Origin of the sequence: Cryobacterium sp. (assembly GCF_025463825.1) — a bacterium.
Taxonomy (GTDB): Bacteria; Actinomycetota; Actinomycetes; order Actinomycetales; family Microbacteriaceae; genus Cryobacterium.
On the sequence record NZ_JAODBG010000142.1, the window covers coordinates 1 to 12,163 of the forward strand.

Annotated in this window: 11 protein-coding genes; 5 read left to right on the top strand and 6 right to left on the bottom strand. The window is 69.6% G+C overall.

Annotated features, from left to right (window positions below; genetic code table 11):
• On the bottom strand, positions 1-229 hold a 229-nt coding region (locus JWP54_RS17175; protein WP_297374653.1), incomplete at its 3' end, for a hypothetical protein.
• A gap of 493 nt (positions 230-722) precedes the next feature.
• On the opposite strand from JWP54_RS17175, the gene JWP54_RS17180 reads away from it, so the two are divergent.
• The 3 genes from JWP54_RS17180 to JWP54_RS17190 are packed head-to-tail and all read left to right on the top strand — an operon-like array spanning position 723 to position 2,394.
• Positions 723-1,223, top strand: coding sequence for a hypothetical protein (locus tag JWP54_RS17180; RefSeq protein WP_297374656.1), 501 nt, complete (start codon positions 723-725; stop codon positions 1,221-1,223).
• Entirely contained in the window at positions 1,220-1,810 is a 591-nt protein-coding gene (locus JWP54_RS17185) for a hypothetical protein (protein WP_297374659.1), read from the top strand. The genes JWP54_RS17180 and JWP54_RS17185 overlap by 4 nt, the downstream gene beginning before the upstream one ends.
• Positions 1,807-2,394 (top strand): hypothetical protein, encoded by a 588-nt coding sequence (locus JWP54_RS17190; protein WP_297374662.1) that lies wholly within the window; start codon positions 1,807-1,809, stop codon positions 2,392-2,394. The genes JWP54_RS17185 and JWP54_RS17190 overlap by 4 nt, the downstream gene beginning before the upstream one ends.
• 63 nt (positions 2,395-2,457) lie before the next feature.
• Here the strand turns inward: JWP54_RS17190 and JWP54_RS17195 are convergent, their stop codons facing one another.
• From JWP54_RS17195 to JWP54_RS17215, 5 genes are all read right to left on the bottom strand, one after another.
• Complete coding sequence (locus JWP54_RS17195; RefSeq protein WP_297374665.1) at positions 2,458-3,666, bottom strand: hypothetical protein; 1,209 nt, start codon at positions 3,664-3,666, stop codon at positions 2,458-2,460.
• A gap of 101 nt (positions 3,667-3,767) precedes the next feature.
• Entirely contained in the window at positions 3,768-5,477 is a 1,710-nt protein-coding gene (locus JWP54_RS17200; RefSeq protein WP_297374667.1) for an ABC transporter ATP-binding protein, read from the bottom strand.
• Positions 5,474-6,253 (bottom strand): ABC transporter permease, encoded by a 780-nt coding sequence (locus tag JWP54_RS17205; RefSeq protein WP_297374682.1) that lies wholly within the window; start codon positions 6,251-6,253, stop codon positions 5,474-5,476. Before JWP54_RS17205 ends, JWP54_RS17200 begins: the two co-directional genes overlap by 4 nt.
• 68 nt (positions 6,254-6,321) lie before the next feature.
• Positions 6,322-7,290: an ABC transporter permease gene (locus JWP54_RS17210; protein ID WP_297374670.1), complete on the bottom strand. Its 969-nt coding sequence runs from the start codon at positions 7,288-7,290 to the stop codon at positions 6,322-6,324.
• 3 nt (positions 7,291-7,293) lie between these two features.
• A complete protein-coding gene (locus JWP54_RS17215) occupies positions 7,294-8,961 on the bottom strand; it encodes an ABC transporter substrate-binding protein (protein WP_297374673.1) in 1,668 nt (555 codons plus the stop codon).
• 121 nt (positions 8,962-9,082) lie between these two features.
• Here JWP54_RS17215 and JWP54_RS17220 point away from each other — a divergent pair, with 121 nt between their 5' ends.
• Both JWP54_RS17220 and ileS read left to right on the top strand, forming a co-directional pair.
• Positions 9,083-9,694 (top strand): TetR/AcrR family transcriptional regulator, encoded by a 612-nt coding sequence (locus JWP54_RS17220; RefSeq protein WP_297374676.1) that lies wholly within the window; start codon positions 9,083-9,085, stop codon positions 9,692-9,694.
• A 297-nt stretch (positions 9,695-9,991) separates the two neighbouring features.
• The coding region (gene ileS, locus JWP54_RS17225) for an isoleucine--tRNA ligase (RefSeq protein WP_297374679.1) at positions 9,992-12,163 on the top strand (2,172 nt) is incomplete at its 3' end.

Here is a 12,163-nt window from a genome sequence, read left to right on the forward strand (position 1 = left end):
TGGTGACGGTGCGCCGCGCGACCTCCTGGTCCTCCCACGCCGCGACCTTCCGCCGGCTCGCGTCGGCATCCGTCAGCACCGGGCCGACGGCAAGGGACCCGGCGTAGTCCGGGTTGAGCAGTTTCGCAATGACCGGGTCGGAACTCCACTGCCGCAGGTCATCCAACGCCCGGGCCCGCTTGGCGCTGGCCCGCCCGATCCCGCGGTGGGCTTTCGCTGCCTTCGCCACCTTCTTCGCCAGGTCGCTTGCGCCTGCTCTTGAAGGACCTGCCGGCGTCGGCGCGCTTGGGCGTGACCACCCGCATCCGGGCCATCCGGGCCTTCGGGGAACTGCTCAGCTGGGCTGCTCATACCCCCATAATCGCACCCACCACCGACACTCGAACGGCTCCGAGCAGCAGTGTGGAGAGGCCACCTGACCAGCCGCTTGTGGAGGACTACCCGGGCCGCAGGCAGTCATCGCCCAGGCTGATACGGCACGGTCGGCATTCACAGGCGGATCCCTCGCTACGATTACCCCATGGCCTACCGAGGGGGACTCAGCGCCGGATGACCGAGCGGCAGGCGCACCGGAATCTTCCCGTGCGAACCCGACCCCAGGTCCAGGAGGGAAGACCTGGCAGAGTCGCGCCAGCAAGCTCACCGACCGGACGCCGACACCGTGGCTCATCACCGGCCTCCTCGACTTATCGGCTGTCTTCGGTGGCCTGAACGACGCCCCGGTGCAGGCCGCTCCGCTCATCAAGCCGGGTGACACCTACGTGGGAACAGAGCTCACCGTCACCGTCAGCCAGGCGCTCCTCATCGACGCGTTCCCGGAGCAGAACCTGACCCCTGAGGAGGGTAACCGGCTCCTCGTAGTGCGGGCGGTGGTGGAGAACACCACAACAGCGCCCCTCCGTCTGAGCCCGGTGGAGGCGGACAGCATCCTGGTAGTGAGTGTGTCCGGCCTGGTGGCGGTCGACCCGCCGACCAACATCCTGGTGATCGATGACGGCAGTGACGAGGTTGTCGTGCAACCCGGTGTCCCCGTTGAGGTCGCGTATGTCTGGGAGGTTGACGAAGGTGCCGTTGCGAAGGGCGAGCGCATCGAGGTGCAGTTGCTCGACCGGGTGCTGATCAGTGAGGGCCGGCTCACCTACGGCGGCGTGTACGACGATCCGGTCGTGGGCGTGACCATCAAGCTGGATCTGGGCGATGTCGGAGCGGGGGTGTCCGAATGAGTCCCGTGACCTCCGCCTGGCGGCACGTCGGCAACGGGGCCGCCCTGCTGGCAATCCTGGCCGTCGCAGCGATCGTCCTGCACACCACACCGGACCGCGAACTGCAGCAATCGCCGATCGCCGTGCGGGCGACCCTGGCCGAACCGGCCAGCGGGCGGAACATCCGGGCCACCGTGCACTCAGTTGCGGTGACGGAGTCCGTGACCGCCGGAAACGGTTCGGCCGGATCCACGCCGGGCGTGTGGGTAGTGGTTGAGTCCAGCGTGGAAGCCGTCGTCGACGACCAGGCCACGCTCGGCACTGCTGTCTTGCGGGTGGGCGACACCTCCTTCAGCGCCTCGACCAGACCCGACTACGCCACTGTCGTGAAGAGGGGGCTAGCCACCGGCATCCCGCTCAACGGCCCGCTGATGTTCGAGCTGCCCGCGGATATCGCCTCCGGCAAGGCGGCAGCGGACGCCACCCTTGAACTCGCCATCAATTCCGACCCGCGCGTGGACTCGCTGCTGGTGTTACCGGTCGACCTGGCCAGACTCGACGTGACGACGAGCCTCGACGTCGATTACCCGGAGTGGGGCGGCCGGTGAGTCGCGCGCTCAAGCGGGTGGGCTGGCTCCGGCGGAACCGCCGGGCCCTGCTGGCCATCCTGGTGCTGCTGCCCGCCACGCTGGGCATCGTGTTCGCCAACCAGTGGATCGGCTATTTCGACGAGTGGCCCAGTCGGCCGGTCAACGCTACGGCCGGCGACACTCTCGACTACGGCAACGCGAACTGGCAGGTGGAGCCAGCCGATCACGTGAGCGGCGACAGCGCGCAGGGGCGTGAGCGGAACCTCCCCGCCGGCACCGACCTCGTCGTCGTCACCGTTGACGTCGACCCGACGGGCACCGGGCCGGATGGGGTGCCCGATCTGTGTTCCGTTCGCCTGGAAGAGTCCGGTGGCGGGGCGGCCACCCGGAGCTGGGCGAACGTTCCCAGCGGTTCGATCCCGCTCGACGGCGCCGGCCCCGAACTCACATCGTGCAGTTCTGAGCTGAGCACTCCGTACTCCTTCGATGCCGAGTTCGTCGTGCCCGCCGACGCGGGGGAGGACACCACCCTTGCCGTGCACATCATCGTCGCGGGCGAGCTGCCCGAGTACGCCAGGTTCACCCTCAACCCGGTGGACTGATCAGACTCACACGGTCTTGATCGACGCATTCTCGATTCGACGCAGCCTTGACGGTGTCAGGTGTCACACTCTCGCGGTGACGGGCTCCGCGAGGGCGGCCGCCTGCCGTCGTTCGGCCAGCCGGCGCAGGCAGTAGTCGTAGCCCGCGGCGATGAGGCAGATTCGCAGGGGCTCGAGGACAACGTCGAGAGCGAAGATGAGCGCCCCGTCCACGTTCATCCACCAGGACTCGAGGTCGTGCGCACCGATCAGCTGGATCGCACCGAATCCGAGCCACGCCCCGGAGGCCTCGATCACCGTGTAGGCGAGCACGAAGATGCCCATTGGTACCACGCCGGCCCGCCACACCAGGGTCAAGGCGTTCGCGAGCGGCTTCCACCGGCTCACGAAGCCGCCGCCGATGTCCGAGACCCGGCGCGAGAGTGCCTTGGGCACGCTGGCGTAGCGGGTGCGCACCCGGTCGGCATAGCGGTTCTGCGGCACTGCGAGCAGCAGGGGGCCAGCGGTGAGCGCCCGGCCGTAGACGATTCCCGCCAGAGCGAGCCAGGCGACGGGAAGTAGCACGAGTGCACCGGCCTCGCCGATGGCCAGGGCGATGACGTCCCAGGCGACACCGATCGGGGCGAACAGGTCGCCGAGAGTGCCTCGCAGGTCCGCGATCCAGTGCATCGCCGTACGGTTTGCGACCCAGGCGTCGAATTGGGAGAGGTAGGTGCTGATCAGGAACACGGTGAGATACACCCAGACGGCCTCGAGGTACACCGTCAGCACCGCGGTCCAGCGCGGCAGCTTGTCGCTGTAGCGCCGAAGCAGGTACCGGCCGGTGAACGCGACCACGATGGCCGCCCCGGACGCCCAGGTGAGTTGCAGATTGAGCACGCCCGCCGAGTTGTCGGTGGCCGCGAACGGGTTTATCTTCTCCAGCGCCGCCGCCGCCGCGTACTGCAGGGTGTCATCGCGCAGGAATTGCCATGCTGCATAAAACGCGAAGAACGGCAGGATGCTCGCCAGGAACAGCTCCTGCACGCTGGGCCCGGCGGCAGCGGGGGTCTCCTCGGTGCGATCGATGGAGTCTTCCCCGCTGGCAGCGAGATCCGCGAACGCGGGCATGCCCGGGCGCAACACCAGGAACATGCCGATGAAGCTCGCCAGCCGGGTCAGGATCGCGATGGGCATGATGAGGAACGCGGCGAGGGCGTCCGTGGTGCCCACGAAGGCGGCGACCTCGATCACCAGGTACCTGGCCAGCCAGCCGGCGATGTACAACGCCAATAGGACCGGCCACTTGGAGGCGGCCAGCCCGAAGCGTCGAGGTCACGATGGAGAACACAAGGCTCAGCGTAGGGTACCGGCGCATCCGTCGGGGCATTGGTTCAGACCAGGCGGGGCACCGACGCCAGCAGCGCTCGGGTGTACGGATGCGCCGGCGCTGTGAACACCTCGGTGGCGGTGCCCGTCTCCACGATGCGGCCGTCGTGCATCACGGCGACCTCGTCGCTGACATGCTGGATGACGCCGAGGTCGTGGGAGATGAACAGTAGGCTCAGGTCCAGCTCGCGTTGCAGCTCGTCGAGCAGGTCGAGCACCTGCGCCTGCACGCTGACGTCCAGCGCCGACACCGGTTCGTCGCAGATCAGCACCTGCGGCCGCGAGGCCAGCGCCCGGGCGATGCCCACCCGCTGGCGCTGGCCGCCGGACAGCTCGGCCGGTCGGCGCTCCAGCAGAGCGGAGGGCAGGCCGACGTTCTCCAGGAGCGCGGCCACCGCTGCCGCGCCACCGCGCGAACCGGTGCGCGCGGGCCTCGCGGGAGTGGGACCGGCGACCGCCTGTTGGAGGATCTCCCGCACGCTCAACCGGGGATCGAACGACGCGAGCACGTCCTGGTAAATGGCGCCGACCAGCGGCCGGCGGGCCCGCCGGTCCTTCTCGGTCAGCGCGCTCCACGGCTCGCCCAACAGCCGTACCTCACCGGCATCCGGTGCGGTCAGGGCCAGGACGAGCCGGGCGGTGGTGGTCTTGCCCGAGCCGGATTCGCCCACGATGCCCAGCGTGCTGCCGCGGGCGAGGCGGAAGGACACCTCATGGACGGCCTGGTGGGCCGATCCGTGGGGCCCTCGGAACGTCTTGGCCAGCCCGATGGCCTCGATCGCGGCGGGTGGTCCTGGAGCGGCGGCGGTCACCGCCGCCGCGGCCGGCCGCTCGGTCATGCGCGGCGGCGGGCCGGCGTCTCGCACGGCCGTGGCCGGCGCGAGCCGGGTGAAGCGCGGCTTGTCCACGGGTACCGCCGCCAGCATCCGTCGGGTCTCGGGGTGCCGGGGATCGGTGAGTACCTTGTTGGTCGTCCCGGTCTCCACGATGCGGCCGTCGTGCATGACCGCGATCCGGTCGGCGATGCGGCTCACCACGGCGAGGTCGTGACTGATCAGTACGATGGCCGTGCCCCGGGCACGCACCCGCTCCAGCAGGCCGAGCACCTGCGCCTGTACGGTCACGTCCAGGGCCGTCGTGGGTTCATCGGCCACCAGCACCGGCGGGTCCAGGGCCAGGGCCGCGGCGATCAGCGCGCGTTGGCGCTGCCCGCCGGACAGTTCGCCGGAGCGGCGCCCGGCGTAGAGCTGCGGGTCGGGCAGGCCGGCGGCCTCGAGGACCTCGAGCACCCGGCGGGTGCGTTCGGCCGGGTCGAGGTCGGTGTGCAGGCGGAGCGAGTCGCCGATCTCCCGGACGATGGGGCGGAGCGGGTCGAGGGAGGCGAGGGCGTCCTGTAGCACCAGGCCCACGTCGCGGCCGCGGCGGCGGCGCCAGGCCGGCTCCGAGAGGCCGAGCACGGACTCGCCGGCGAGGCTGAGCTCATCCGCGCGAACCCGGGCGGTGCTGCCCGCCAGTCCCAGGATGCTGCGGGCGGTGACGCTCTTTCCGGAGCCGGACTCGCCGACGATGGCCAGGCACTCGCCAGTGGCCACGTCGAAGGAGACGCCGCTCACGGCGTCGTCCCCGCCCGGGTGGCCGAAGCCCACCCGCAGGTTCCGCACCCGCAGGGCTGAAGCGTTGGGGGAGCCAGAGGCCGGCCGGTCGCTGATGGTCATGCGTGCCTCATCCGTCGTTCGACCGATCGGCCGAGGCTGGTGGCGCACACGGCGGTGAGCACGATGAACAGGCCGGGGAAGAAGCTCATCCACCAGGCCGAGGTGATGTAGGTGCGTCCGGCGGAGAGCATGGCGCCCCATTCGGCCGCCGGTGGCTGGGCGCCCAGGCCCAGATAGCTCAGCGCCGCGGCCCAGACGATGGCCTGGCCCACGCCGAGGGTGCCCAGCACCACGAGCGGCGCCAGGGTGTTGGGCAGGATGTGCCGGGTGAGGATCCGGCCGCGGGACAGGCCCTGCACCGTGGCCGCCTCCACGAACGCAGAGGAGCGCACCCGCAGCAGCTGGGCGCGGATGATGCGGGCGTAGCCGGGCGCGGTCGAGAGGCCCACCGCCACGATGGCCGTCCCAGGCCCGGGGCCGATCACCAGGATGAACAACAGTGCCAGCAGCAGACCCGGGAAGGCGAACAGCACCTCGAGGAACCGGTTGACCGTGAAGTCGACCCGAGCCCCGAGGGTGCCGGCGATGGTGCCGAGGACCACGCCGAGGCCGAGCCCGATCACGGTGGCGGCCAGGCCGATCAGCAGGGAGTCGCGGGCGCCGTCGACGACGCGGGTGTAGATGTCCCGGCCGGACTCGTCGGTGCCGAACCAGTGCGCGAGGGACGGCGAACCGAAGGCTGCGGTGGGGTCGATGGCCAGAGGATCGCCGGGGGCCAGCAACCGGGGTGCGATGGCGGCCGTGACCAGCAGCACCGCGAGCACCGCCGAACCCATCTCGACCGCTGTGGGGCGGCTCCGGGGCGGCCGCCGGGCGGAGACGGTCGCCTGGATCTCGAGTTCGCTCATCCGCCGGCTCCCGTCCGGATGCTCGCGGTCCGCGGGTCGGCCAGGCGCGAGGCCACGTCGGTCAGGATGGTCATCAGGATGTAGACGAGGGCCACGACCATCACCACGCCGATGACAACGGGAACGTCGCGCACGGTGACGGCGTTCAGCAGCGACCGGCCGAGGCCCGGCCGGGCGAAAATGGTTTCCACGATCACGGCCCCGCTGATCAGCGAGCCGAACGCCCAGCCGGACAGGCTGATGGCGGGCAGGGCGGCGTGCCGCAGCGCGTGCCGCCAGAGCACGCCGCGTTCGCTCTCACCGCGCGCCCGGGCGGAGAGAACGAACGGCGACTCCAGCGCGGCGACCAGGCTCTCCCGCATCACCTGGCCGAGGAAGCCGGCCAGGGGGATCGCCAGGGTGAGGACCGGCAGCACCAGGCCGCGCGCATCCGCCGTACTGATCGGCGGAAGGACCCCCCACCAGACGCTGAACACCACGATGAGAGTCGTCGCCAGCCAGAAGTGCGGCAGGGCGGCGGCGATGATCTCCAGGCCGGAGCCGATCTGCCGGGCCAGCCGCCCGCGCCCGGTGGACCAGGTGGCCAGAAGCAGCGCGAACAGCCACGCGACGGCGAGGGAGAGCACAGCCAGCAGCAGGGTGCCGCCGAGCTGACTGAGCACCAGAGCTCCCACGTCCATGTTCAGGGCGTAGGAGCGACCGAGGTCGCCCGTGGCCAGGCGGCCTAACTGGCTCAGGTACTGCACGAAGACCGGCTGGTCCAGACCGTATTCGGCGCGCACGGCGGCCAGGGCCTCCGGCGAGGTTTGCGAGCCGGGACCCCCGAGGATCGCCTCGGCGGGGTCGCCGGGGATCAGCCGCACCGCGAAGAAGGTCAGCGTGGCGACGGCCCACAGCACGAACACCGCGCCGCCCAGGCGCCGGGCGACGAAGCGCAGCGGCACCCGGGTCAGCGCTTCAGCCACGCGTCAGCGCTTCAGCCACGCGTCATAGAACGCCGGCGTCGAGACCGTCGGCAGCGCTCGGGCACCCTGGACGGCGGAGCCCAGGAGGAAGTGGTTCTGCTGGTCGTAGAGCGGCAGGATGTAGTACCCCTCGAGCACGATGTCCTGGGCGTCGGCGTAGAGCGCCGCCCGGGTGTCGGCGTCGTTGGTGGCGTTGGCCTGGGCCAACAGCGAGTCCAGCTCCGGGTCGTTCACCTGGGCGTGGTTGGCGAAGTAACCGCTCGGTGCCGGCTGGATGGCTGAGGAGTCGAAGAGGATCCGCAGCACGTCCGGGCCGACCTTGGTGTATGGCGCGCTGACGGCGTCATAGGCGTTGGAGCCGAGCGCGGTGTACCAGCTGGAGAGGTCGAGCTTGGTCAGCTGTACGTCGAATCCGGTCTCCTTCGCGGTGGCCTGAATCTGTTCGAAGAGCGACTGCTCGGCGGGGATCGACTGGTTGGTGCTCACCGGGAACACCACGGTGAGCCGCACGCCGTCTTTGGTGCGGTAGCCCTCGGAGTCTTTCTCGGCCCAGCCGGCCGCGTCGAGCAGGTCGGCGGCGGCGTCGGGGTCGTACTCGAACAGGTCGGGACGGGAGACGCCGAGCGGCTCGACGCTGGAGAGGGCGGAGTAGGACCGTTCGGCGCTGCCCTGGAACAGGGAGGACACCGCGGCGTCGACATCCGTCGAACGGATGAACGCCTCGCGGACGGCGACGTCGTCGAACGGCGCCTTGCCCGAGTTCAGCTCGATCCGGTTGGACGCGCCGGGGCGGGGGGCATCCAGGTGCACGATCGAGTCGCTGGACGAGGCCTGCGCAATGGTGTCCGGCTGCGCGTTGTCGATCACGTCCACCTCTCCGGCCTGCAACGCCGCGTACCGGGACGCCGAGTCGGGGATGAACCGCCAGGTGATGCTCTCCAGGTAGGCGGCGCCCTCGTGCGCGGCGTCGGCGGGCGGGGACGTGTAGTCGTCGTTCCGCACCAGGGTGATGGCGTTCTGCTTCGCCCAGGACTCCACCACGAACGGGCCGGTGCCCACTGGAGCGGCGCAGTTCTCGTCCTGGCTGCGCTCCAGTGCGGTGGCGGACTCGATGGCCAGCCACGGCTGCGAGAGGGACTCGAGCAGGGCGCTGTCCGGCTGGGAGAGGGTGAGCCGCACCACGCTGTCGGAGACGGCCTCGGTGCCGGTGACCTTGGCCAGGGCCAGGTACCCGGTCGACGACCCGGTGGCGGGGTCCTGCAGGTGCGCGATGTTGGCCTGCACGGCAGCGGCGTCCAGCGGAGTGCCGTCGGTGAAGCTCACGCCGTCCCGCAGCGTGAACTCCCAGGTGAGGCCGTCGTCGCTGACCGTCCAGCTGTCGGCGAGCCAGGGGATCACGGTACCGTCGCTATCGAGCGACACCAGGGATTCCAGGAACTGGCTGCTGACGAGGGCCTGCGGGTAATTGCCGCCCACGTGCGGGTCGAGACAGGTCGGTTCGGCGTCGCCGGATGCGTAGGTGAGGGTGCCGCCCTTCTGCGGGGTGTCGTTCCCGGTGACGGACGACCCGGCGGTGCAGCCGGTCAGGGCAAGGCCGAGCGCGACGGCTCCGGCCGCGAGGGCCACGGTGAGCGGGCGCGGAGTGGAACGAACGATTCCCGGACGGGGCATGCGGTTGTCTCTTTTCAGGAAGGTCTCACCGGTCGAAGGTTCCGGCACTGCTGCTGTGGCATTATTGGACGCGATCCAATAATCGATCACGTCGAGTCCCATCGTAGAACACAGGAGCACCATGTCGAATTCCCGTGCTGCCGGACGGCCCCGCGGCTCGTCCCGGGCGATGCTCGAGGAAGCCGCTGCTGAACTGTTCCTCGAGCAGACCTATGCGAAGACCACGGTCGCGGACATCACCTCCAGGGCCGGGGTGAGCCGGAACACTTTCTTCAACTACTTTCAGGCCAAGAGCGACCTGCTCTGGGTGGATGTCGATGCGGGCCTGGCGGCCCTGCCACAGGCCCTGGCCGACTGCGACCGGGCCGCCCCGGTCACGGATTCGGTGCGGCGGGCCCTGCTGCGGGTGGCGGCCGGGTTCGGGCCCGGCCGGGTGCCCTGGGCGCTCACCCAGCACGACCTGATGGCGACCGAGAGCGAGCTCGCGGCATCCGCCCTGGCCCGCATCCTGGTGCAGGTGGGCCTGGTGCACGAATTCGTGGGGGCACGGCCGGGCTCGTTGTCCGATGTGGACCTGGCGGGCCGGGCATTCTCGACCGCGGTCGTGGCCGCCGCCGCAGCGGCCGTGCGGGAATGGGCGGGCGCCGGGGTTGCCCGGGGCTCGTTGCCGCCCTACGTGGATGCGGCCATCTCACCCGTGTGCGCCGGCTTCGGGCCGGTTCTGGCCGGTTGAGGCCCGCTGAGGCGCCGGTTCCGCGACGGACCTGCGCCCGAGGAGGCCGGCAAGGTAGTATTAAAGGGCGTTGATCCGGCTATCACCGGGGAGTCTTCGGAAGAACAGCGATATCGTGCCCCGGCATGCCGCCGCCCAGTAGAGCCGAACGGGTCGGGCCCGTCACAGCCTTCGTTTGAGCGGTCGTCCGCTAGGGTTCGGGACGGCAAGCGAGGTGGTACCGCGTAGCGTCCTGTCGGGATGCGCGTCCTCGTGGAATAGGCCAGCGGCTTTTCACCCGCCTCGTCCAGGAGAAGCATGACGTACCCCCAGTTGCCCAACGTCGACCCGACCGACCCCCGTAGCGCCCTTGCGACCGAACCGGCCGCGAGCGTCGTGCCCTCACCCAACTTGCCGCAGATCGAAGCCGAGGTGCTCGACTTCTGGGAGCAGGACGGCACCTTCCAGGCGTCCATCGACAACCGCGCAGGCGCCCCGGAGTGGGTCTTCTACGACGGCCCGCCGTTCGCCAACGGCCTGCCGCATTACGGCCACCTGCTCACCGGGTATGCCAAGGACCTCTTCCCGCGCTTTCAGACCATGCGCGGCAAGCAGGTGCACCGCCGGTTCGGCTGGGACACCCACGGCCTGCCCGCCGAGCTCGAGGCCGAACGGAAGCTCGGTATCACCGACAAGAGCCAGATCGAAGAGATGGGGCTGGCCGCGTTCAACGCCGTCGCCCGCGAATCCGTGCTCGAGTACACCAAGGACTGGGAGAAGTACGTCACCCGGCAGGCCCGCTGGGTGGACTTCGAAAACGACTACAAGACCCTCGACATCACCTACATGGAATCGGTGATCTGGGCGTTCAAGGAGCTGCACACCAAGGGCCTCGCCTACGAGGGCTACCGGGTGCTGCCGTACTGCTGGCGCGACCAGACCCCGCTGTCCAACCACGAACTGCGCATGGACGACGACGTCTACAAGATGCGCCAGGACCAGACGGTCACCGTCACCTTCCCGATGGTGGGGGCCAAGGCCGAGGCCCTGGGCCTCACCGCTGTGCGCGCGCTGGCCTGGACCACCACCCCGTGGACCCTGCCGACCAACCTGGCCCTGGCCGTCGGCCCCGACATCGTCTACGCCGTCGTGCCGGCCGGCCCGCACGGCACCCCGGATGCCGAGGTGCTGCGCGAGCAGGCCGGCGGCACGCAAGACACCTCGGGCACCGAAGTTCTCGGCGCCGAGTACCTGCTGGCGATCGACCTGGTCGGAAGCTATGCCAAGGAGCTCGGCTACGACACCGCGGCCGACGCATCCGCCGCGGTGTCGCGCACCGTCGTGGGCCGCGACCTCGAGGGCGTCTCGTACGACCGCCTGTTCGATTACTACGCGGACGAGAGCGAGTGGGGCACCCAGAACGCCTGGCGGTTCGTGGTCGCCGACTACGTCACGACCAGCGACGGCACCGGTATCGTGCACCAGGCGCCCGCCTACGGCGAGGAAGACCAGGTCGTCTGCAAGGCCTACGGCATCCCGGTCATCCTCTCCCTGGACGACGGCGGCAAGTTCCTGCCCGACGTTCCCGAGGTCGCCGGTCAGCTCTGGAGTGACGCGAACAAGCCGCTCACCCAGCTGATCAAATCGCAGGGCCGGCTGCTCCGCCAAGCCAGCTACGAGCATTCCTACCCGCACTGCTGGCGCTGCCGCAACCCGCTGATCTACAAGGCCGTCTCCAGCTGGTTCGTGCGCGTCACGGACTTCCGTGACCGGATGGTCGACCTCAACCAGCAGGTGACCTGGGTTCCCGAGAACGTCAAGGACGGCCAGTTCGGCAAGTGGATCGGCAACGCCCGCGACTGGTCGATCAGCCGCAACCGGTACTGGGGTTCCCCGATCCCCGTCTGGAAGAGCGACAACCCCGCCTACCCCCGCGTCGACGTGTACGGCTCGCTCGACGAGCTCGAGGCCGACTTCGGCGTGCGCCCCACCGACCTGCACCGTCCCTACATCGACGCCCTCACCCGGCCCAACCCCGACGACCCCACCGGACAGTCCACCATGCGACGCATCGAGGATGTCCTCGACGTCTGGTTCGACTCCGGCTCGATGCCGTTCGCCCAGGTGCACTACCCGTTCGAGAACCGGGAGTGGTTCGACAGCCACAACCCGGCCGACTTCATCGTGGAATATATCGGGCAGACCCGCGGCTGGTTCTACCTGCTGCACGTGCTCTCCACGGCGCTGTTCGACCGGCCCGCGTTCAAGAACGTGATCAGCCACGGCATCGTGCTCGGCAACGACGGCCAGAAGATGAGCAAGTCGCTGCGCAACTACCCCAATGTGAACGAGGTCTTCGACCGCGACGGTTCCGACGCCATGCGCTGGTTCCTGATGAGCTCGCCGGTCTTGCGTGGCGGCAACCTCATTGTCACCGAGGATGGCATCCGTGAAGGCACCCGGCAGCTGCTGCTGCCGCTGTGGAGTACC

Bases quoted from the DNA above. Each gene is read 5' to 3' on its own strand.
- JWP54_RS17205 (WP_297374682.1), bottom strand. From the start codon at position 6,253: ATGGGTTCGGCGGTGCTCGCGGTGCTGCTGGTCACGGCCGCCATCGCA.
- JWP54_RS17220 (WP_297374676.1), top strand. From the start codon at position 9,083: ATGTCGAATTCCCGTGCTGCCGGACGGCCCCGCGGCTCGTCCCGGGCG.
- JWP54_RS17215 (WP_297374673.1), bottom strand. From the start codon at position 8,961: ATGCCCCGTCCGGGAATCGTTCGTTCCACTCCGCGCCCGCTCACCGTG.
- JWP54_RS17200 (WP_297374667.1), bottom strand. From the start codon at position 5,477: ATGACCATCAGCGACCGGCCGGCCTCTGGCTCCCCCAACGCTTCAGCC.
- JWP54_RS17185 (WP_297374659.1), top strand. From the start codon at position 1,220: ATGAGTCCCGTGACCTCCGCCTGGCGGCACGTCGGCAACGGGGCCGCC.